General features: G+C 38.3%; 20 protein-coding genes. 3 read left to right on the top strand and 17 right to left on the bottom strand.

The window, feature by feature from the left end:
• Nucleotides 1-24: 24 nt before the first annotated feature.
• From YYK_RS02780 to yaaA, 12 genes are all read right to left on the bottom strand, one after another.
• A complete protein-coding gene (locus tag YYK_RS02780; RefSeq protein ID WP_011922118.1) occupies nt 25-1,029 on the bottom strand; it encodes a glycosyltransferase family 2 protein in 1,005 nt (334 codons plus the stop codon).
• The gene (locus YYK_RS02775; protein ID WP_002936347.1) at nt 1,022-2,020 is read right to left on the bottom strand and encodes a glycosyltransferase family 2 protein; all 999 of its coding nucleotides are present in this window, start codon (nt 2,018-2,020) and stop codon (nt 1,022-1,024) included. Before YYK_RS02775 ends, YYK_RS02780 begins: the two co-directional genes overlap by 8 nt.
• A 138-nt stretch (nt 2,021-2,158) precedes the next feature.
• Entirely contained in the window at nt 2,159-3,358 is a 1,200-nt protein-coding gene (gene wzy / locus YYK_RS02770; protein ID WP_009909570.1) for an oligosaccharide repeat unit polymerase Wzy, read from the bottom strand.
• A gap of 67 nt (nt 3,359-3,425) precedes the next feature.
• Complete coding sequence (locus YYK_RS02765) at nt 3,426-4,796, bottom strand: glycosyltransferase family 2 protein (RefSeq protein WP_002936350.1); 1,371 nt, start codon at nt 4,794-4,796, stop codon at nt 3,426-3,428.
• Between the two features lie 388 nt (nt 4,797-5,184).
• Entirely contained in the window at nt 5,185-6,342 is a 1,158-nt protein-coding gene (locus tag YYK_RS02760) for a glycosyltransferase family 4 protein (RefSeq protein WP_002936352.1), read from the bottom strand.
• 3 nt (nt 6,343-6,345) lie between these two features.
• Nucleotides 6,346-7,515 carry a beta 1-4 rhamnosyltransferase Cps2T gene (cps2T, locus tag YYK_RS02755; protein WP_011922115.1) on the bottom strand — a complete coding sequence of 390 codons (1,170 nt, stop codon included), beginning with the start codon at nt 7,513-7,515 and terminating at the stop codon, nt 6,346-6,348.
• A gap of 34 nt (nt 7,516-7,549) precedes the next feature.
• Nucleotides 7,550-8,929, bottom strand: coding sequence for a sugar transferase (locus YYK_RS02750; protein WP_002936357.1), 1,380 nt, complete (start codon nt 8,927-8,929; stop codon nt 7,550-7,552).
• Nucleotides 8,930-8,953: 24 nt separating this feature from the next.
• Entirely contained in the window at nt 8,954-9,685 is a 732-nt protein-coding gene (cps4B, locus tag YYK_RS02745; RefSeq protein WP_002936359.1) for a capsular polysaccharide biosynthesis protein Cps4B, read from the bottom strand.
• A 38-nt stretch (nt 9,686-9,723) separates the two neighbouring features.
• On the bottom strand, nt 9,724-10,401 hold the full coding sequence (locus YYK_RS02740) for a tyrosine-protein kinase (RefSeq protein WP_012775429.1): 678 nt from the start codon (nt 10,399-10,401) through the stop codon (nt 9,724-9,726).
• Between the two features lie 9 nt (nt 10,402-10,410).
• Nucleotides 10,411-11,100 (bottom strand): Wzz/FepE/Etk N-terminal domain-containing protein, encoded by a 690-nt coding sequence (locus YYK_RS02735; protein ID WP_011922111.1) that lies wholly within the window; start codon nt 11,098-11,100, stop codon nt 10,411-10,413.
• Nucleotides 11,101-11,117: 17 nt separating this feature from the next.
• Nucleotides 11,118-12,563 (bottom strand): LCP family glycopolymer transferase CpsA, encoded by a 1,446-nt coding sequence (gene cpsA, locus YYK_RS02730; protein WP_012775020.1) that lies wholly within the window; start codon nt 12,561-12,563, stop codon nt 11,118-11,120.
• A gap of 104 nt (nt 12,564-12,667) precedes the next feature.
• Entirely contained in the window at nt 12,668-13,402 is a 735-nt protein-coding gene (gene yaaA, locus YYK_RS02725; protein ID WP_012775019.1) for a peroxide stress protein YaaA, read from the bottom strand.
• A gap of 122 nt (nt 13,403-13,524) precedes the next feature.
• On the opposite strand from yaaA, the gene YYK_RS02720 reads away from it, so the two are divergent.
• Nucleotides 13,525-14,784 (top strand): aminotransferase-like domain-containing protein, encoded by a 1,260-nt coding sequence (locus YYK_RS02720; protein WP_011922108.1) that lies wholly within the window; start codon nt 13,525-13,527, stop codon nt 14,782-14,784.
• A 98-nt stretch (nt 14,785-14,882) separates the two neighbouring features.
• Here YYK_RS02720 and YYK_RS02715 read toward each other — a convergent pair whose 3' ends face one another.
• Nucleotides 14,883-15,734 carry a DegV family protein gene (locus YYK_RS02715; protein WP_002938910.1) on the bottom strand — a complete coding sequence of 284 codons (852 nt, stop codon included), beginning with the start codon at nt 15,732-15,734 and terminating at the stop codon, nt 14,883-14,885.
• 126 nt (nt 15,735-15,860) lie between these two features.
• Here YYK_RS02715 and YYK_RS02710 point away from each other — a divergent pair, with 126 nt between their 5' ends.
• On the top strand, nt 15,861-16,265 hold the full coding sequence (locus tag YYK_RS02710; RefSeq protein WP_011922106.1) for a TetR/AcrR family transcriptional regulator: 405 nt from the start codon (nt 15,861-15,863) through the stop codon (nt 16,263-16,265).
• A 22-nt stretch (nt 16,266-16,287) separates the two neighbouring features.
• On the opposite strand, the gene proC is transcribed toward YYK_RS02710, so the two are convergent.
• From proC to YYK_RS02690, 4 genes are all read right to left on the bottom strand, one after another.
• Nucleotides 16,288-17,073, bottom strand: coding sequence for a pyrroline-5-carboxylate reductase (gene proC / locus YYK_RS02705; protein WP_011922105.1), 786 nt, complete (start codon nt 17,071-17,073; stop codon nt 16,288-16,290).
• 9 nt (nt 17,074-17,082) lie between these two features.
• Nucleotides 17,083-18,321 carry a glutamate-5-semialdehyde dehydrogenase gene (locus YYK_RS02700; protein ID WP_011922104.1) on the bottom strand — a complete coding sequence of 413 codons (1,239 nt, stop codon included), beginning with the start codon at nt 18,319-18,321 and terminating at the stop codon, nt 17,083-17,085.
• 64 nt (nt 18,322-18,385) lie between these two features.
• Nucleotides 18,386-19,462 carry a glutamate 5-kinase gene (gene proB / locus YYK_RS02695; RefSeq protein ID WP_011922103.1) on the bottom strand — a complete coding sequence of 359 codons (1,077 nt, stop codon included), beginning with the start codon at nt 19,460-19,462 and terminating at the stop codon, nt 18,386-18,388.
• A 159-nt stretch (nt 19,463-19,621) separates the two neighbouring features.
• Entirely contained in the window at nt 19,622-22,090 is a 2,469-nt protein-coding gene (locus YYK_RS02690) for a bifunctional DnaQ family exonuclease/ATP-dependent helicase (protein ID WP_012775018.1), read from the bottom strand.
• Nucleotides 22,091-22,197: 107 nt separating this feature from the next.
• Here YYK_RS02690 and YYK_RS02685 point away from each other — a divergent pair, with 107 nt between their 5' ends.
• Nucleotides 22,198-22,836: an MBL fold metallo-hydrolase gene (locus tag YYK_RS02685; protein WP_011922101.1), complete on the top strand. Its 639-nt coding sequence runs from the start codon at nt 22,198-22,200 to the stop codon at nt 22,834-22,836.
• The last annotated feature ends 468 nt before the right edge of the window (nt 22,837-23,304 follow it).

The raw sequence follows: 23,304 nt of genomic DNA, 5'->3' as shown, positions 1-23,304 counted from the left end.
TTTCAACCATTTATTACAACATTCTTACCGAGTACTACTTTCACTTCTTCTCAATCTTTCTTGAATTTTATCTTTCCCCGTTTTCAGAAAGACACTAAAATTAAGATGAAGACACCCTACCAAATAATAAGCATTCATTAGTAAAGCAAGTCGCTTATTTTGCTTCAATTGTTTATATACAATTCTAAATAGCGTTTGGAGAAGCTTCTTTTGCTGTTTGCTCAACCAATGATTATATTTGCCTAAAAACAAAACAGCAAAGGCTAAAAATGAACGATAACACTCTAGTAAGAGCTCTTTATCTCCTCTACTTTCATAGAAGTCCATTCGTTCATTTTGAAATTCCAGTAGGCAATGGAAGCGATGGTCAGTCATACTAGAAGTTATGATACTATTTTCTCGGTCAACATAATAGTACAAGCACTCCTTAACTATTGCAACTTTTTCTAACTCATAGAGCAAGCGATAAGTGAAGTATTCATCTTCATGAATCTTACCCTTTTCAAATCGAAAATCTTCAAATAGTTCTTTTTTATAGAGTTTATTCCAGGCCACCACAAAGCGATGACCATCCGCCTCTAGCAGCTTTTTACAAACATTCCTGCCGCTCAGAACAGCCTGATTTGTAGGAAGCGGCTCTGCTGTTAAGAAATGCCCCGAAGCATCTACCCTATCATAACCAGCAACTGCCACAAGGGCATTCTCTCTCTCAATTGCTTCGTGTAAACGTTGGATGAACTCCGAATGAATAAAATCATCTGAGTCTATAAAAGCTAAGTAGTCACCCTTGGCGCGACTTATGCCATAATTACGGGCATCTGATAGCCCGCCGTTCTCTTTTTTAAAATAACGAATGCGACTATCTTTCTTCGCATATGCTAAACAAATTTCTTCCGAATTATCCGTACTACCGTCATTCACCAGAAGAATCTCTATATGTTTGTAGGTCTGATTTACAATGCTATTTATACACTTGGATAGATATTGTTCAACATTGTAAATTGGGACGATGATAGAAATGTTAATCATTATTTTTTTCTTCCCTAATTAAAGTATTTAAAAAAATTTTAAACAAATTATTAGCAACAATTAATTTACATATTCTTTTAAAAACAGAGGACGTTCGTTTAATACTTAGAGTATCTAAAGAATGCCTATTGTATAAATACTTAAATATATGCAATTTCTTTGGAAGCGATTCATCTCCATTTTTGAACATTAATAAGCTATAATAAATAATATGCCACTGTAGCGTCTCTTTAAAAACAGAAAATTCATATTGTCCACCAAATATTTTAACAAACAAATCAAAAGTTTTTTCTTCTAAATTTTCTAATTGAATAAAAACATCTTTTTTAAACGTATTTGTAGTACTTTGTATACCTCTTCTAGCAAAATAAAGATTTCTGTTTACATAGCTGACTTTTTTTATATTCTTTAAATAATTTAGATTAAATAATAAGTCCTCTCCTAACCACTGTTCAGTGTCAAAACCTTTGTTTATATATATATTCTTATAAAGTTTGCAACAAGGGCTATTAAAGATACCGCTCATATAATGATTTGGAAAATTTTCATTTCCTAAGTCTCGCACCTCTTTTATCTCTTCCAAATCAATTTGACACTTTTGCAGCTCAGATTCTTGATAATTTCCATCAAAAGTAGCAAGTAACCCTCCCGACAAATCACTATCATTCTCTTTTAAACAGGTGTATAAGGACTCAACAATGTTGCCGTCAACAATATCATCAGAATCTACAAACATAATATAATTTGCTGTGCTATTTTTGATACCGTAATTCCTTGCGTTTGAAACACCACCATTTGGTAACCGGAAAAGTTTTATTCTACCATCTTGCTCTGCGTATTCCAAACATATATCCGTTGATGAATCTGAAGAACCGTCATCTATCAAAAGAATCTCTAGATTAGTATACGATTGGGAAATAATGCTATCTAAACACTCTCTTAAGTACTTTTCCGTATTAAAAATAGGTACAATAATGCTGACTTTTTCCATCCTCTAATTCCTTTTATGCCGTAACTTGCTTTGCTATCATAAAAATCATCATGTAAAAAATACTATCTTCTATCTTGCCACCTATAGAACATATGCTCTACCAAATTAATAGCAACTCAAAACTCTATTCCTGCCAATTTATGTTTGCAGTTGTTTGTTAATAGTTGATTCCATAGTAGATATAGAATTTAATAAACAAAAACATATTGGCATAAATACAAAACTTAAATTTACAATATAATTTTCTACTGTTGCAGATAGGACTACAATGATAAATACAGACTTTCCTATTGTTTTTATATTATCTGTTTTTAATATTCTTACATTACGATAAAGTTTATATAAAACAATCCCATACCCTACCAGACCGATAAAACCATTTTTTAACATAATACTCAGTAAGGGCATTTCAAGCGTTCCATTCCAACCTAAAACGCGTCTAACCCTTATAGCATAGTCTAAAGTTAAATCCCCATATGCCAAATCCGCTGCACCAAACATTAGATGGAACCAATCATTTCTATAATACTCAAAAAAATTAATAAGACCATTAACGCGATGAGCGTAAGAATCACTATGTGTTATTAAAAAACCAAAGAAATAGTATAAAAAAATAGCACAAAATAGCATGGAAATATATTTAAGCGTACTCCATTGTCTTTGTTCTATTTTGATTTTGTCAAGATTAACAAGAAATAGAAAAAGCAATAGTATTAAATAAACTGAGCGTGTGTTTGAAATAAGAATCAAAAACAATTCTAATCCTAAAATAAAACGATCCGTTCTTTTATAGGAACCATACTTATACGCCAAGTAAGTTAATACGAACCCCATTAAAATAGTTATTCCAAAAAAGTTCTTATGCGTCAATCCTCCATTAAAACCCTGACTAAAACCGATACCTTCTACTGCCCCCGTGAACATCGTTGCCCCCATCATTATTCCTAATATCGAAGTTATAAAAAGAGCGAATAACAAATGATTTGAAATCCGTCTAAAATCATCAATATCTTTTATCAAACTTATTGGCAACGTTGCTAAAACTGAAATAATCATCATTGAAATTGATAAATATATTTTAGTTGTTATAGGAAGAATTTGCTGACATATTCCGATAGTAAATAAAAATATAATAAGAAACAAATACCCTAATTTATAAACTACAATATGTTTGTTATTTTTTAATAAATCATTAACTATACATAAAATCAAAACTAAATAAGATAGATACTGAATCACAGAAGCTTTGCCTATCGCTAGAACAACTTGCGAATTACTAATAATTATGCCCATAAACGCTATGGCAACAAAAAACAAATTATTAATTCTTATTCTCATTTTTCCAAACGTTTTTCTCCTATCTGCCTGCATTACTTTTAAAATTACAAATAAAAGTAAACAACTCTCACAATCTCGACTTGATTTTTATAATAGTGTTTGCAATACCGTTTCTCTGAATATATAGATAAATTCTATTGAGCATATTCGGAACAAATCCTAAAAGCGCATACAAATTACCAATAAAGCCTATCTCTTTTCGATACTCTTTTAAAGAAATAATCTTTGACAAGTCTACACCTGTACCAACATACTGGCTTTTAACTTGCTCTATATCCAAGGTATCTGGTACAACAATAAATTCATGCGGTAAAAACTTAGCAAAATCTGGAGTTATAATTAATCTATAATTAACTTTGAGAAATTTAATTTGGTGATTATCGGTAAGTAAGCCTCTGACGTTATACATTTCAGTTAAGATCGTCAAATGATTTGATGGATTGGGATGAATATACTCATCTCCTTTTAACCCATCTAATACAAATATAATAGGTTTTAGAAATTTCTTTTCTTTTTGTTTTCGCTCCACATTATATGCACGAACAGCCATTTCTCTTCCCGTTTTCATCACGCGTTCTGCTACTGTTTCTCTGGATAGTTCGTTATATTTTATTACAATATTTTCTTTACAAAAACTTAAATCAATTGGTGCATGTATAACATTACAATCATAACCTGAATAAGAGGCTTCTCTCGCCGTTTCCCACATATCCACGCCAGATTCAATGAGCGCCATCTGATTTGTTCTTTGAGCTGTTTCGATATTGTTCTCCATAGTAGCAATATCGCGAATAGTGTAACAAATTGTTTTATAAATTAATTGCTCTTGGCTAATAGCTCGATAATGTGCAAATTTCAAATCATTATGATGTTCTATCCTTACATTTGGGTTACCAAAAACAGTGTGATGTCCCATCGATAGCTTTAAATTCATTTTTTTGTAATACTTAGCGGAAATTATACATTTAGTAACTGGTTTACCATCAGAATGATGCCAAACAGGTTTTTCAAAACAATATTGCATTCTACGTGGTATAAACGATTCATTAATATCATCTTTTTTAGTCATAACAAACCATTGCCAATTCACATAATGTATCTTTTCTAAGTCCAGTTGTTCCAAAAGTTTCCGTGGATTTGAATCGGCTGTTAAAAATTCATCCGCATCCAAAGGTATTATCAAATCTGGATTTTTTTCAGCAATTATTTTCGTTAGATATTTATTATCAAGTCGATACTGATTATATGCCTCTAAAGACTCATCATATACGGATATTTTATATCCCTCTTTAATCAAATTAAAAATAATTTGCATCGTGTTATCTGTACAACCATTATCAATAATGACCATCTCGTCAATAAAGTTATAATTATACCGTATAAATGACTCTATTATCTCACTTTCGTTATTAACCATTGTAAAAGAAATAATTTTCATAAATTCCTCATTCTCTTTTTTGCCACGACCATCAGTTCTGATTTTACACCATATATTTTTCGAAATATAGTGCATAGATTATTAAGCTCTCCCCCCAAAAACTGAACTCCTAAAAATCTAAATATTGATTTAACAGTTTTTCTACAATCCAATTAAAAATGAAGTTTTTGAAGGCTCCCTTCTGTTATCTTCTATTTTAGGGGAGCTCTAAAAACTAATTTTCTAAAATTTAAAATGTTGATTTAACAAGGCTTTCGTAACTCCAAATTCGCAATTTTGGGAGTTTATAGAGGTGCCCTTTAGAAATAACTTATAACTGTTTCTGAACATTTGTTTTATCGAATGATAATACGATAAATCGCTATACTAAAGCATTCACTTCAGCCAATCAGTATACTTTGAGGGAGGTGTAGACTTTCGAAAAATTTTTTACATAGCTTTTTAACGAAAAATGTTCTTTTTGACGTTCTATAGAATTATTACCAATTTTTTTTCTGAGATTTATATTTTCCGATAACTGAAGAATTACTTTTGATAAATTTAACGGTGAGTTCGGAGTGACTAAGAAACCGTTAACACCTTCTTTCACCATCTCACAAACACCACCATGTCGGTAACCGACAACAGGTTTACCGCATGCCATTGCTTCTAGTACAACCGTTGGTAGAGGGTCTGGATTAGTACTTGGAAGTACAAAAATATCAAACATATTATATAATTCAGTGGTATTTGCATAATAATCAATTCGTCTGACTTGAGAAGAGACCTTTAATTGAGAAATCTTCTTTTCTAATTCTACTACTCGCCACTCTTCTCCTTCAAAAGCACTTCCTGCTATAAAGGCGATAGCTTTTGGATTCTGTTCGAGTATAGGAGCAACTGCTTCTAAAAAATCTCCTTGTCCTTTCCACGCATTGACTCGACCGACCATACCAATGACAAGAGCCTCTTCGTCAATGTCAAATCTTTCTCGAACAGACCGAGCATCGGACTGATAATACACTTTATTATCTACCCCATTGTAGATTACACTGATTTGGTCATCTTTGATATGAGGTGATTGTTTTATATGGTTTGCCACAGCCTGTGAAACTGTCACAATCTTATCAGCAAAACGCCCCATTAAAAAATTGATCGAATCAGAGATGAATTTAGGTTTGACAATAATCTCATGAACATGCCACAACAAAGGTAATTTGAGTTTTCGCTTCAGATAAATGCCTTCTAAGACAGCGGTAGTATTATTGTGAATTATGTCAACCTTATTTTCTATGGCATATTGAGCAATCTGTTTAGAATAGTGATGATATGATATGAAGTAGTCAAAAATCCCTTTTGGATTAAAATATTTCCTACGTAGAATTGGATAGTTAATAACTTCAACTTGCGCACCAACTTCTCTTAATGCTGGCACTAGGACTCCATCATTAGGTAGGATAACATGCGCTTCAAATTCATTCTTATCTAAGCCTTTTATAAGTTCCAAGAGAACCTTATCTGCCCCATATAATTCTGCTCCAGCATGGAGATATAGAATCTTTTTCATAACTTATCCTTTAAACAACTTCTCATACTCATCAACAATAAAATCCCAAGAAAATCTTTCTTTGACTTGTTTTGTTGATAAACTATCCATATCATTAATTTGTTCTTGTGATAATTGCTCACAACTGTCAATAACTCTGTGAAGATTATCTTTATTCCAGTATTTCGCTCCTTCTTCCCCTACTTCTCTATTAAAGCCCACATCTAGAAGAAGATTTAGTTTAGTAGAAGAAAGTGCTTCAAGTAAAGATGGGTTCGTTCCTCCAACCTCGTGACCATGAAAATAAGCAAATGCATTTTCACGAATATATTTTAACAGCTCCTGATTATAGACTGTTCCAACAAACTTTATACGCTTATCTTTATCGAACCCTGTTTCTTTTTTCAATTTCTCATAAAAGGAATTATGCTCTACATTCGTTATCAAAACAAAATCTTTTCTTGAATATGATTTCATAAACTCTCGAATCATTACTTCATAGTTATTTTCAGGCACAAATCGTCCAACAACCAAATAGTAATCATTTTCTGAAATTTCCTTCTCCTTATACCACTCACGTACTACACTATCTGTCGGAGAAAGGCGTGATTTATCTAAGTCTGTTCCATAAGCAATATAAGATGTTTCAGGAGCATATTTTCGATAATCTTCATGAATATATTTTTCAATATTTTTGCTATCACAAATTAGTAAATCAGCGTATTTTAACATCAAACTCTCAGAAAATTTCCAATACTGTCGGACGGGATAACTCCACTTTTCACGTAGCCATTCATGACCGTCTGGGTTTACGAAAAGTTGACCTCCAATTGATTCAATCTGCTTCTTAAAAAGATAAATGAAAGGACCAATCCGACAAGCAAGAATGTAGAAAATTGGAGAGGTATCATTTCTATCTTTGGCAATTTCAATAGATTTCTTGAGAGCCATAATATCATAAAGAATGGCTTTTGCTGAACCAATATTTGGCACATCAATATTAAAACATGTTGCTCCATTATGTTCAAAAACTTCTCCTGTAATATCTGATTTTGCTGAATTTTCTCTTGTACATGCAACAAAATAATTAATTGATTTATCTTTCTGATACTCAGTTAATTTTTCTACGAAAGTCTCGAAACCACCATACTTTGCTGGTATTCCTTTTGAACCAATAATATAAACTGTTCTCATATCCCCTACTACTATTCTTTGTTTTAAAGGAGTCTTACTTACTTCCCTCTCTCAACAATACAACTTTCACTGTCTTCAATAAAATCTTAATGTCTGACCAGATGGTCCAATTATCAATGTATGTTAGGTCCAGCCTAACGACTTCATTAAAATCTGTGATATCACTTCTTCCGCTCACTTGCCAAAGACCTGTAATCCCTGGTTTAAAACTCAATCTTCTCTTTTGACTAGGAGTATATTTTTCAAATTCATCAACTGTAGGCGGACGGGTACCGACTAGACTCATATCTCCAATTAGAACATTATAAAATTGTGGTAACTCATCTAAACTTGTTTTTCGTATGAAGTGTCCAATTGGAGTAATTCTAGGATCGTTGTCCATTTTGAACATCCCACCTTGCATCTGGTTTTGAGCCATTAATTCTTTCTTACGTACCTCGGCATCAACAAACATCGAACGAAACTTGTAGAATGTAAATATGCGTCCATTCTGTCCAACTCGTTTCTGAGCAAAAATGGCTGGTCCACCATCTCTACGAATAATTGGAATTAACAAAATAGAAACTATACCACAAATAATTAACCCGACTACTGCTCCAAGTATATCTAAAAGTCGTTTCATCAAGATGTGACTAGGCTTATAAAAATTTGTGGAAAAAGTGACGATGCTATGGTCACCTAGCATTTGGATTTTTTTATTCTTCAACACAGTAAAACCGAATGAATTAATATCAACGCCTACATCAATACCTAACAACTCAAAGTCTGAAACTAATTGCTTTAAGTCAAAATATTCACTTGGTAAATTTATAAAGACGTAGTCGACCACTTCCCTTGTTGAAAACTCTATAGCTTCTTCAACAGAATAATAGAGCGGTAATGGTAAATTAATTTTATCTATTTCTGTACCTAAAATTACCAATGCAACAAGATTTTTTTGAAATAGTATATCTGATTCAAATAAAACTTGCATATTTTCCCATAGTTCAGCCGTTGTAATTAGAATCGTCTTTTTTTGATAGGTTGTCGAAAATAGAAAGCTATCCTTAAACTGCTTAATAATTACGTTAAATAGGTATACCAAAACGAAGTTTATTAATGTGAAATACACGGCACCACGTCTTGAAAGTGCGAAATTATTCTCTAACATAAATGAAACTGCCATAAGAAAAATTACAAATATTATACTATAGTTAAATGTTTTTTCAAACTCTATCAGATTACCTCTATACTCAAATTCAACCGGCATACGAGATATAAAAAATGCAAAATAATGAACCATCATTATGATAAAAATTCCAGAACGATTTAAATCAGCATTTGGTATATGACTTGTTAAGATTGCAGAAATCGCAACTGCTATCATATCAAACAATGCCAATTTCGTTTGGCGATATCCTATTTCAATATTCATAGCTCCTCCACTATTTCTATGAGGTTACTGTACTTGATTTTTCAATATCAACAAAGGATTTTTCTTGAACAAAGCCTTCGCTCTATCCTCACCATACTCTTTTTTTACAAGCTGATACGCCTCCCTCATAAACGGAGGTCTACTATATAAATTATGCATATCGCTAGCAACACAATGTACTAAATCCTGCTCTAAAAAATATCGAGTACGTTTTTTAAATTCTTTTGCTCGTTCGCCAATTAAAGCAGGCTTCAACACATGGTTACTATTTACCTGAGTGTAGCATCCCTTGTCAATTAGCTCTTCTACTCTCTCTGACTGAAATGCCAGAGCATCATAACGCTCTATATGGGCAAGTACGGGAGTTAGCCCAAGTAGCGTCATTTCGTTCACTGCTTCTTGAATCTCTTTCCAAGGAGTATTCGTACTGAACTCCAAGAGAATATAGCACGAGCCATTAAGTGTGGGTACTTTCTTTTTTTCAAGTTTGCTTAAGATATCTTTACTATAATACAATTCAGCACCATAGCACAATCGTATTTCAGGATAAACTTCTGCTACTGCCTCTTTAAGTTGAAGAAAGTTAATCATGATGATTTTTTCTGGTGTTTCAAACATCCCTTTTCGTCTATGAGATGTCGCTACGATATAGCGAACACCTTGACGATAAGCTTCGCTTATCAAACTCAGGCTCTCTTCAATAGTTTTGGGACCGTCATCCACACCAAATATGATATGCGAATGGATATCAATCATATTAATACCTACTTATCAAACTTATGTTATCTGAGAAATTAGGCTTTTTTGCCGTAATTTCCGTATTCACTATACTTCTCAGTGGCAATATCATATTTGTTCAAGATAACGCCTAAGAACGGTGTGCCTGTTTGTTCCAACTGCTCTTTTACTTTTTTCAAAGATGAGCACTTAACATTGCCTGCTTCTACTACTGCAACCATCGCATCACATTTTTGTGCAATGATAGCTGCATCAATTACCAGTCCTAATGGTGGACAGTCAACGATAACATAATCATAATAGCGACGAAGAGTCGCAAGTAGATTTTCAAAATTCTTACTTTGTAAAAGGGCAGTAGGGTTGGGAGAAACCTTTCCTGACTCAATTACGGTCAAGTTTGGAATATCTGTATCGCATAATCCTTGAGACAAGTCTGTTGTCCCTGCTAGGTAATCCGTCAAACCTGTAATCTTTGTAATTGGCTTGAAGAAACCAGGCATGACTGAATTTCGGATATCTGCATCCACCAAGACGGTCTTATAACCTGAACGAGCATAGGCAATAGCGAGACTAGCCGCAGTTGTACTCTTACCTTCATTCGATTTAACAGAGGTAATACCAACAACCTTAATATCTGCTCCGCTAAGCTGAATATTGGTACGGATAGCATTGAAATACTCCTCGGTTTTATTTACTCCCTCTCTTTTTGTACGTGCAATTTCTAACATCGCCATATTGTTCTCCTATTTTAATTTCTTCGAATCTGGTACTATACCTAGCAATGTCAATCCCATTACCTCTTCGATGTCCTGAGGACGTTTTACACGGTCATCCAAAACCTCCATAACCAGTACAAGACCTGTTGCCAAGATACCTCCAGCTAATAAACCAAGCAAGATATTTCGTTTTGTATTTGGAGTGGTTGGTTCTTCCGCTGGGACTGCTTCTTCAAGTGTCGTCACATCGCTTACCTTGGTGACCTCAACAACCTTTTGCACTGCAAAGGTGCGAAGGCTATTTGCAATACGTGCCGCTTCATTTGGATCCGCATCACGCACAGAAATAGAAACGATACGAGTATCAACAGGAATAGAAACTGATATTTTTTCTTTCAAACTCTCTTTCAGATTCAATTCCGTTGCTACTTGTGTCAATACATCTTGTGATAGGATAATTTCCCGATAGTCTTTTGCCAAATAGGTACCCGCTTGTAACTCTTGGTTAGTCAAGCCCGCACCGGCTTCAACATTTTGACTCACTACATAGATACGGGTAGTGGAGTCATATTGAGGTGTCACTAAAAAACTACTGTAGACAAATGCCAACCCCGCAGTCAACACTGCAGTTAAGAGAATTAAAAATTTCTTTCTCCAAATTGTTTTTAGTAAGAATAAAACATCGATTTCGATTGCATTTACTTCTTGATTGTTCATATTTTCTCCTAAAATCTTTATTTTTCAACAAGTACGGACTGAATCGCTGCCTTTGATTGCTCCAGACTATCTTGGTTAATTTCCATCATATAAAGTTGTGATCCAGGCATCGCATAAGAAGATAAGTCTGAGCGTCCTGTTCCTGTCAATGCTTGTGACTCTACTGTAAATTGTGTTCCTGATTCTAGTTGGGTATTCACTAAACTCATAATCGTTTCTAAGCTCAAATCCGTTTGAATTGAGCCTTCCAATCCAGATAGGATTGCCTGGTAATTTTTTAGATTCTCTGGCGTACTCATCTTTTTAATCAAGGCAGCAATCACTTTTTCCTGGTTTTTACCACGGTCATTGTCACCCCCTGTTAAAGAGTAGCGCTCTCGAACGAAGCCTAATGCTTGGTCTGAGTTTAAATGAACTTGTCCAACAGGGAAATGATAATTCCCATGTAAACTTGTAAATTCTTGATCGTTATATACATCAATTCCACCCACCAAGTCGATTAATTGAAGGAAGGAAATGAAGTTCAACCGCACATAATTGCTAATGTCAATCCCATAGAGATTTTCTAAGGTGTGCACAGAAGCATTGACACCGTAGATACCAGCATGTGTTAGTTTATCGTATTGATTTTGCCCGCCATCTGCGATAGCAACGTATGAATCTCGTGGAGTAGTTGTCAATAAAATCTTATGTGTCGCACGATTGACAGTCATAATGATATTGACATCTGAACGAGAGACCGTAGAAATCGGTCCATAAGCATCAATACCACTAATATAGATATTAAAGCTATCTCCACTCACCTGCTTAGTAGCTGTTTCAACAGTCTGAGTCACTTTGAAACTATATATTTTTTTCACTTTTGAAGAAAAGCCTGGATCTTCATTTTCTAAAATATTGGTAAAAACTCCGTTGAACACCATCGCTTGACTCTCGCCATTCAACATAGATTGATATGCTGTCAGGTAAGAGGTCGCGGGGCTAGTTGCTAGTTGAGTAGATTCCATTTTGGATATGTCATCCAATAAAGCGGTGATGTTATCTTGGTCGTATTCGGCTGGAGCAAGGATACTAGTAAGCTGACGAACGTCCGTAATATCACTATTTGCTGGGACAAGGATACTCATTTCATATTCTGAAAATGTCGAATTTGAATTTAGTCGTGTTGAAAATTTTACAACTTCTTGCATTCCATAGATCCCAACAGACGTGATGACCAGTGAAAAAACAAGTAAGAGCGCTGTAAATATGCGCGCTTTCTTACGCCACATCAATAATCCAGCCAATACTGCCACTCCTACTAGCAAAAGCGTCACAATATAGTTTAAATACCGGAAATCTAGGATGTTATAGCGATACATGGTCACTAAGAACAAACATAGAGTAATGGAATAAAGTCCCAAAAGCGCAAAATTTACCAATTTGAACTTGGACGACTTACTTCGTCCGCTTCTCTTTTTCATAAACAACCTTCCTAGACTTTTACCTATAACGCATCCATTATATCATAGAAATTAATATTTTTCTACCCTTTTTAGCGCTGGAAAACGTTATCTTTTTCATAATTTCACATTTTTATTGATCGTATGAAGGTAAGTTGGTTTGCCGTTGATTCGGAAGTACAATATTCAAAGCCATCCACCTTAAAATCTTGAATGTCCGATAATTCCTGAATATTGTTCTTAGCCAACCAGGACAGCAATCTTCCTCTGCCTTTTTTTGATATAGTCGAGTGAACTTTTAGCTGACCTGCTTTTTCTTCCATGAAAAGAATTTTAACTAATCTTTTCTGAATCTGTGGAGAAAACACCTGCTCAAATTCTGACGAAGCCAGTGAGAGAATCAGTTCATCATCACCAACTTCTTGGTCATAATACGGTCGCCAGTACTGTTTCAAAGACTGATTGCCTATCTTTAAGCTCCCTTGAAAATCTAAGCGGTGAGGTGAAATGAATTCAAAAGGATGAATCAATCCGTATAAGGCTGTCGCTACACGAACGTGGTCACGTAGATAATTTTCTTCTTTCGAATCTATACCTCGCCTATCCATATAACGATACATGAGACCATCATATAACTGCCAGGCTGGATAGGTTTTTGCTTGACCTGTCCTGATTCGATACCAACGGTCAGCTTCTAACTCAGCCTTTGCTTCATTCAATTTATAAAAGGCAGCCATCTTTTTTACATCAAATTGACTTATGGCATCCAGCACCGGCTTGCTTCGATCAGACAGGAGATAAAACGAGGCATTCTCTAGATTTGTATTTACTTCTTTTGCATTAGGTATAATTATTTTCATCACTTAATTATACCATAGAGTAGCTTAATTCCTGAACCTCAACCCCATTATTCATATATTGTCTTTCTTCAATTTTTTCTATATACTAGCTAGTAACATAGTCTATAAAAAAGGGGACCTAGATGAAAAAATATCAAGTTATCATCCAAGATATTTTGACTGGAATAGAGGAACATCGATTCAAACGTGGAGAGAAATTACCTTCTATCCGTCAACTCCGCGAGCAATATCATTGTAGCAAAGACACTGTCCAAAAGGCTATGTTGGAATTAAAATACCAAAATAAGATCTACGCTGTCGAAAAAAGCGGTTATTATATCTTAGAGGATAGAGATTTCCAAGACCATACTGTAGAGCTCAATCCTACAGACTTTCAAGAATTACCCTATGAAGATTTTCGGATTTGTCTAAAAGAAAGTCTTATTGGGCGGGAAAATTACCTATTCAACTACTATCACCAGCAAGAGGGATTGGCAGAATTGATTTCCTCCGTTCAAAGTCTGTTAATGGACTATCATGTCTATACAAAAAAAGACCAGCTGGTTATCACAGCTGGTAGTCAACAAGCTCTATATATTCTCACACAAATGGAAACCTTGGCTGGAAAAACGGAAATCTTGATAGAGAACCCTACCTATTCACGAATGATAGAGCTCATTCGACATCAAGGAATCCCCTATCAAACAATTGAACGGAATTTAGATGGAATTGACCTAGAAGAATTGGAAAGTATCTTCCAAACTGGAAAAATTAAGTTTTTCTACACAATTCCTCGCTTGCACAACCCTCTCGGTTCAACCTATGATATAGCAACAAAAACAGCCATCGTAAAATTAGCAAAGCAATACGATGTCTACATCATTGAGGATGACTATTTAGCAGATTTCGACTCTAGTCATAGCCTACCTTTACACTATCTTGATACAGATAATCGCGTCATCTATATAAAATCTTTTACACCGACACTCTTTCCTGCCCTCCGAATCGGTGCAATCAGCCTTCCTAATCAGCTACGTGATATCTTCATCAAACATAAGAGTCTAATCGACTACGATACCAATCTTATCATGCAAAAAGCTCTCTCGCTCTACATTGATAACGGTATGTTTGCGCGGAACACACAGCATCTTCATCACATTTATCACGCTCAATGGAATAAAATAAAAGACTGTCTAGAGAAATACGCTTTAAACATCCCGTATCGAATTTCCAAAGGGAGCGTGACCTTTCAGCTAAGCAAGGGGATTCTTTCTCCTAGCATCCAACACATGTTTGGAAAATGTTATTATTTCAGCGGACAGAAAGCTGATTTCTTACAGATCTTCTTTGAACAAGATTTTGCAGATAAACTGGAGCAATTCGTAAGATATTTGAATGAATGAAATCCAATAGTCTCATACAAACAATCCCCCTCGAACTTAGAAGACGAGGGGGATTATTCTATAGCGGAAATTACAGCCCAAAATTATTACTCTGTGAATCACGCTTTCACTTCGTAGCCCATCAAAAGTCCACCTTCTTCAGCATAAAAACTGCATAGACCTGATGTTGCAACTTCGTCAATAACAGCCGTTGGAAAACTTGCTTTTACCAACTCTGAGAATTGTTGGAAGAACTTAGCATTGTTGCGGTGGGCCATAACAATTCGACCACCATCATAGCCTGCTTTTTTCATTTCTTCAAAGGCTGCTGTCACAGATTTCTTATGACCACGCGCCTTTTGAAGCAACTCTAATTTTCCTTCAGCACTTGCCTCACCAACCATACGGATATTGAGAAGACCAACGACAGTGCCTACCAATTTGCTCAGTCTTCCATTCTTAACAAGATTATCAACTTTCGCTAAAACAAAGAGGAGCTTACTGTGTTCCCGATAGTGAGTTATCGCTTCTACTACTTGTGGAAAATCTAATCCTGCACTAATTAAGCGATTGATTTCGTCTACAAGTAAATCCATTTCCCCACTGGCTGACAAACTATCTATCAAATGGATATTGACATTCGGATGCTCTTCGATATACATATCCCTAGCTACACGTGCCGCATTAAAACTACCCGATAGCCCACCTGTAATCGTCACAACGATAATGTTCTCAGCTCCCTCAAAAGCTGCCTGATAAGCCTGCGGACTTGGGCACGCCGACCCCGCTGCAGACTTAGATGCTTCCATCACCTCCATCATGTGATCAATATCCAAGCTTGCATCATCAACAAATGCTTGTTCTCCAACTTGGATGGTAAGTGGCACACTAATAAATTCAGTGTCCGGAGCTAGATTAGCTAATTGACGATAGTCGCAGCCCGAATCTGCAACGATTTTCCATTTTGTCATAATATTCTCATTTCCAATTTTATTTTTTTATTTGACAATAAATCTCTATTTACTTACAATTATATCATTAAACTACCCCATCTGAAAGCATTTTCTTTCAGATGTGACACTCGGAAAAGGAAAACTATGGCAGGTCGTAAAATTTCACCCCAATCTTTGAAAAACCTCTATCAATCAAATAAAGAAGCGAATCAACTGACTAAGGAATCAATAGAAACTGCTCTGCTATTTCTCCTAGAGAAAAAGGAGCTCAAGCAAATTTCGGTATCTGAATTGGTCCGAAAAGCTGGTGTGTCACGCAATGCCTTCTACCGCAATTACAAGTCCAAGGAAGAAATCCTTGAAGACTACTACGAACGGACTTCCAGCAACCTTAAAAAGAAATGGCATGATTTGCAGGACAAGGTTCAAAAGGACGGCGTCAAGCAAAGCTTTGCAGATTTTGTCCAGGAACAAAAACGCAAGGCAGAGCAAAGCAAGGCCCTGTCCAACGTCAGTCAATGGATCAAGGAAAAAACAAAACGGGATTAAAAGTCCCGTTTTTTGCTGTCTTCTATTTTTTGCCTAATTTTCTAGTCTTTTTGAGGGCGGCGGCGACTGCCTTGATAATGGCGTAACGGAAGCCTTCTTTTTCAAGAGCTACCACACCTGCGATAGTCGAGCCGCCTGGCGAGGTCACTTCCTGTCTCAGCTGGGCTGGGTGTTTATCGCTGGTTAAGACCATCTGAGCAGTTCCTGCCAGGGTCTGAGCCGCCAATACCTTGGCATCCTGGGCCGTCAGCCCGTTTTGCACCCCTGCATCTGTCAGAGCCTCAATCATCTGATAGACAAAGGCTGGTCCGCAGCCTGCGATAGCCGTTGCTGCGTCGATTAGGCTCTCTGGCACTTGCTGGACCTTGCCTGATTTTTCTAGGATTTGTTCCAATAGCGGAGCGAGATTTTGATTGACCAGGCTATAGGTTGTCATGCCTTGGCCGATAGCGACTGGTGTATTGGGCATGATACGGATAACTTTATCTGCCGATACAAATGCTGCCAGGCTGTCAAGGGGCACTCCTGCTGCCATGGAAATCCAGATAGCTGACGGATTCTGGCTAATCTGGTCCTGCAAGCCTGACAAGACTGTCTGAATCAGGTGAGGCTTGACCCCAAGGAAAATAATCTCGGCCTGCTCTGCTATTTGTCCATTAGAAAAAAGCTGACCGCCTACCTTCTCTTGAAGAGCCTGGGCTTTTGCTGGGTTATGGTTGCTGAGGAGGAGCTGGGTATCTGGCTGCTGGCTGACCGCTTGGGCTAGGGCCGCTCCCATATTGCCCAGTCCAATAAATCCAATCTTCATCTTGTCCTCCTAACGAATGTGGCCGTCGCCTGTGATGATGTACTTGTAAGTGGTCATTTCACGCAGTCCCATTGGACCACGGGCGTGCATCTTCTGGGTGGAAATACCCAGCTCACAGCCCAGACCGAACTCTCCACCGTCTGTAAAGCGGGTCGAGGCATTGACATAGACTGCTGCCGAGTCCACATGGAGTGTAAAATGCTCTGCTGTCTGGCTGTTTTCCGTCACAATCGCCTCGCTATGTCCAGTCGAATGTTGGGCGATATGGCTGATAGCCTCTTCTACACTTGAAACGACCTTGACCGCCATGATATAGTCCAAAAATTCTGTGTCAAAATCTTGGTCGCCTGCTGGTCTGGCTTGGTTGAGGAGAGCCTGGGCCTGACTGTCGGCACGTAATTCCACCTGACCAGAAAGAGCTTCTTCCAAGCGAGGTAGGAATTGGCTGGCAATTTCTTCATGGACCAACAAGACTTCCGCCGCATTGCAGACTGAGGGACGACTGGTTTTGGCATTGACCACAATCCGCAAGGCCTTGTCCAAGTCCGCATCCTTGTCCACATAGACATGGCAGATACCTGTTCCTGTTTCAATAACTGGCACAGTCGCATTTTCTACTACGGCTTGAATGAGTCCTGCTCCACCACGTGGCACCAATAAATCAATCTTGCCTTTTGCGGTCATCAACTCCGTCGCAGAGACCCGGCTGGTATCTTGGACTAACTCGATGACCTTTGGTGAGACACCAGCTTCTTCCAAGCCACTCTTGAGTGCTGTGACAATCGCTTTGGCCGAATGAAAAGCTTCCTTGCCACCACGCAAGATGACCGCATTACCACTCTTGATGGCCAAGGCAGCGGCATCTGAAGTCACGTTTGGTCGGCTTTCGTAAATCATTCCCACCAAACCAAAGGGAATGGATTTCTTGCAAATGTTCAAGCCGTCTGCCCGAGTGGATTCTTCCAAGACTAATCCGACAGGATCTGGCAAGCCAATCAAGGCACGAATGCCATCTGCCATAGCTTCAATCCGTTCCTCTGTCAGCAGCAAACGGTCCTGCATCACCTGGCTAATCTTGCCTTGGGCATGTTCCATGTCGATGGCATTGCCTGCTAAAATTGCCTCAGTCTGAGCAACCAACTGGTCTGCCATTGCTGATAGAGCCTGGTTTTTCTGTTCTGTTGTCGCTAGGTTGATAGAAGCCTTGTTGGCCAATAAACTATCTAATAATACTTGTGTTGTTGTCATAAATTTCTCCTATTTAGTCTTTCAGTTTACTCGTTCGTCAACATAATCGAGACAAACTGAACAACTATAAGCTCACCCAATCGTTGCGGTGAATCAACACGCCCTCTGCTCTGCCATTTGCCAACTGGTCCTGCAAGTCCTTGGAGGACAGTTTGACCCGACCTTTACCAATCAAACGATGGTCTGCTTGGCTGTAAACTTCTACGACCTGGCCCACTTCAAAGTCTCCTTCGAGGGCTTTGACACCAGTAGCTAACAAACTGCGGCCCTGGTGCAACATAGCATCAACCGCTCCTGCATCCACTTCAACCGCCGCGTCTGTCCGAGCATAGAAGGCCATCCACTGCTTGCGTTGGTTCATGGCATGGTCATCTGCTAAAAAGAGCGTTCCACGATTGGCTTGGGTGACCGCCTGCAAGAGGGCGGTATCCTCTTTTGAAGAGCAGATAAAGACGGGCACGCCTGACTTGGTCGCAATCTGGGCCGCCTGCAATTTGGTGGTCATGCCACCTGTTCCATTGGACGAGCCTGCTCCTGCTGCCATGGCAAATAAATCTTCCGTAATCTCCTTAATTTGAGGCAAGTGCTGGGCAGTCGGATCGCTGTTAGGATTGGCAGTGTAAAGTCCATCCACATCCGTCAAGAGCACCAATAGGTCTGCTTTCAAGAGAGAAGCCACCTGAGCAGATAAAGTATCGTTATCCCCCACCTTAATCTCCTCAATGGCAATGGTATCATTTTCATTTATAATAGGAATAGCCCGTTGCTTGAGCAAGACCTGCAAGGCTTGAGAGGCATTCTGATAACGTCTGGCATCCGCAAAATCATCCTGGGTCAGTAAAATCTGAGCCGATACGATGCCGTCCTTCATTAGATTTTGCGTATATTCCTCAATCAGCAAACCTTGTCCAACGGCCGCAGAAGCCTGCTTCTCCGCAATCTTGGTCGGTCGCTTGTCAAATCCCAATCTCCGAAAACCAGCAGCAATCGAGCCCGACGTCACCAGCACAATCTGGTAACCTTTCTGGTGCAACTGAGCCAGCTGATTGGTAATCCGAGCGATCTTGATACGGTCCAGACTGCCATTTTCTTGCGTCAGAGAACTTGTCCCGACCTTAAATACAATTGTTTTTTCTGTCATAATCTCTTCTCACAAAAACTAATATTTGGAAAATTATACCATATTTTAATCATAAAGAAAATCACTGTTATTCGGCAAGGAGAGAGGGAATAGATTCCTAATCATGAGTGCATTAAAAAACGCTGGAAACAAAAGGAAGCCTTGTGGCTCCCTTTCAACTTATTCAAAAAAATCTTGAATAGCTCCTTCTATTTCTTTCGCATCCACACTTAACATTAAATAATCTTTCTCAAAGAAGGACAGAATTTGCTGTCCATAGCGTTTGGTGTGAACACGCGGGTCCAAAACCAAGACTAGTGAATCTTGTTTGTCATGGCGATTGGTACGACCGATGGCTTGTTTGAGCTTAATCATCATCATAGGCAGGCTGTAATCATAAAATGGATTTTTCCCTTCTTCACGCAGATGGTGATTGATTTTTTGTACAAACCGGTCCTTTGGATTGTCAAATGGGAGCCTTGTAATAACCTGAATCAATTGATTCTGACTGGCAAAGTCAACGCCCTCCCAGAATACACCTGTGCCGAGTAAAATTTGGCATTCCCCTCGTTCAAATTTGCGTTTGAGAGTCATTTCCTGTCCATGCTTGTGCTGGGCTAGGTGGGGAATGTTATTGTCTTCTAACAAATCCGACACCTGCAAGAGCATAGAAATCGATGTAAACAAGACCAAAATCGGTCGTCCCAGCTCTGCTATCTCTCCTAAAGTAGTAGCCAAATATGCTGCATGCTCCTCCTTGGTCCAAGCGAGGATGTCGGGGAGATGGGTCGGAAAAAGTAGCCGCTGGTTGGTCACAGTTTGAGTCGGTATCAAATCCAAGGTGACCTGCTCAAAGCCCAGCAGATCCGCCAGACTGACCTTTTTGCTGATGGTCAAGGTGGCGCTGATGCAGAAAATCTTAGTATCTGGCAGATAGTTGGTCGCATTTAGGAGGCTATCCTTGGAGCTCCGCAAATAGGCAAGCCGCTTTTCTTCTAAATTTTTCTCCTCCAACCAAAAGGTATCGTAATAGTCTATGAGCTGATGCAAGTCGTTCAAATCAACATCTCCAAGCTCCTCCAGGTTCTGACCAAGTTGGTGAAGTTCAGCCTTTTGAACCTCTCGTTGACCATGCTGACGAAAACGACTCAAAAAGTGGTTGAGTTCAAACTGGCAAGACTCATACAAACGTTGGTCCAAAATAGCCGTCGCTCTATCCTTTTTACTTTGCAATACTTGTAACATACTTGTCAAATCTTGCGAAGCCGTCGCTAGATTTTCAGCAGCCAAGAGAAACTTTTGTGCTTCATCAATCACCACCATACGCTTATCCATGTGAGGATCTTGGTCCTTAAGATGGCTGAGAAAATAAGCGTGGTTGGTAATGAGCAGTCTACTAGAGAGAGCTTGTTGGTTCAATCGTTGCCAAAAATCCAAGCCCCAAAAAAGACTTTCAGGCTCCAATTTCCCATCGTGGGCAATCTCATCAAAGTAAGCTTGATAGCGTTGTTTTTGCTTAAGCTCATCCAAATCACCTGTCGTGGTTTCGCATAACCAGACAAGCACCTGCATTTTGAATTGATTGACCAGGCGATTATCATCCTGCCTCTGCAGGGTTTTCCAGTAGTTGTCTAACTTGATAAAATGCTTGGGTGATTTTAGAGAGACTATGGGAATACGAAATATCTCTTTAAGCTTGCTCCCTTCCTTTTCCATAATCTGCTCTTGAAGGAGCTTGGTCGGTACGGTGACCAATAAAGGCTGGTCTGACTTAGCAAGTAAAGGCAAGAGATAACCGTAAGTCTTCCCCAAACCTGCCTGCGCTTGAATAAAATGCACTTTTTCTTCGTCAACCAAGCGTTTTTCTACTACTTGAGCAAAAGCAGTTTGTTTTTTTCGTTCATGCAAGCCGAGAAGGGCAATATTGGTCGAAAAATCTTCAGATAATCGGTAGGCTGACTTGATTTCTTCTGGCTTTTTCAAGACCAAGTCATGAATAGATTCTAAATCGTATGATAGATTTTCTGACAGAACAGGCACCATCTCATCAATGACCAAACGGGATTCAAAGAGCAGATTGTCCGCCAAATCAAGAATCTTTTCAACAATAGACCTGGGTAAGCTCTTTATTTTCTCTTGAATTTTGATGAGCAAGCGCGCCGTAGCCATGGCATCTGATATGGCCGTGTGTGCCTGGTCCAAACCAAGTTCCAAATGCTCTGCAAGGTTTCCCAAGCTATATTTTTCAAAAGTCGGGAAAAATAGCTGTGATAATTCTACCGTATCTACACGCGGTGTCAACAGTTCATAACCTTCAAAAAAGAGTGCTTCTGCCAAGAGATTAGCATCAAATTTGACATTATGGGCTACAAAAATAGCATCTCCAATCATGTCGTAAATGGTACTTGCTACCTGACCAAAATCTGGAGCCTGACTTAGCTGTTGGTCTGTGATACCTGTCAGATTCTTGATATGGTCATCCAGTAGCTCATAGGGATTGATATCCGTTGCATAACTGTCAATGATTTCTCCATTTTCAACGAGAACAATCCCGATTTGAATGATTTTTGCATCGGTACCTGTACCAGTTGCTTCCAAATCTACAACGGCATACCGATTGCTTGTTCTTGTGTCTTTCATACTGTTCATTATAGCATATTCCCTCTCATGGAAAAAGCTCCAAACAAATTCCATGAAGAAGGCGTGTTTTTTTGTTAGACTAGTAACATCAGTAACTGTTAGAAGAAGGAAAAAGAATGATTATTCACAAATCTGTCAATCCTGTCGCTTTTCAAAATACCTACTACCTTGAAAATGATACCCATCTGATTATCATTGACCCTGGGAGTGACTGGACAAAAATTCAAGTAACTATCGAAAAAATCGGAAAACCAATTTCGGCTATTCTCCTGACTCACACTCACTATGACCATATTATGAGTTTGGACATCCTGCGTGAGACCTACAATTTCCCGCCTGTCTATGTGGCTGAAAATGAAGCCAGCTGGCTCTACACACCAGAGATGAATCTATCAGGTCTACCTCGTCATGATGATATGGAAAATGTAGTCTGCCGACCTGCTGAAAAAATCTTCCAATACCAAGAAGACTACCAGTTTGACGGTTTTCATTTCAAGGTAGTTCCAACACCTGGTCACTCTATTGGTGGTGTTTCCTTTATCTTCCCAGAGGATGAATGTGTCATCACTGGAGACGCACTTTTCCGTGAAACTGTGGGACGCACAGACCTGCCAACCAGCAACTTTGATGACCTGATTACTGGCATCAGAGAACATATCTTTACCCTGCCAAATCACTATACTGTCCATCCAGGTCATGGTCAAAATACCAGCGTTGGACATGAGAAAAATTTCAATCCATTTTTTAGAATGTAAAATAAGTACTGCCCAGTTCTGATTGAACTAGGCAGTTTTTTTACCCGTGCTACTAGTTAAAGTCAAAATAGCTTAGATTGTAGATAAGTAGGATTTGTTCAATCCGTAGCTGTAATCCGAGCAGTCCTCTGGCAAAGGTTTGTTCTATATCAAACAAAGCGTATGATTCAGAAAACGAGTTTCAATGGTTCGCCTCATGGCTAATAATCTCCATTTGTTATACTAATTAACTCCTTCCATGTTCTATCCTTCTGTTCCAAGTTGTCTTTAAACTCCTGACTAAATCTGCTAAAATCACAGATTACTGATAGCCTTCCAACAAGCAATTCACTACATAATCAGAAACTGGTGTAATAACATAGTTCAAAATATAGCCAGATAGAGTAACTTTAAAAACCATGGAACCACAAGTTTTTCAATACATGCAACCAATATCTACCCCCTTCAAAAACTCTTACTTTATAGTTC

Source organism: Streptococcus suis S735 (genome assembly GCF_000294495.1).
GTDB classification, from domain to species: Bacteria; Bacillota; Bacilli; order Lactobacillales; family Streptococcaceae; genus Streptococcus; species Streptococcus suis.
This window is presented reverse-complemented; position numbering and strand designations above follow the sequence as displayed.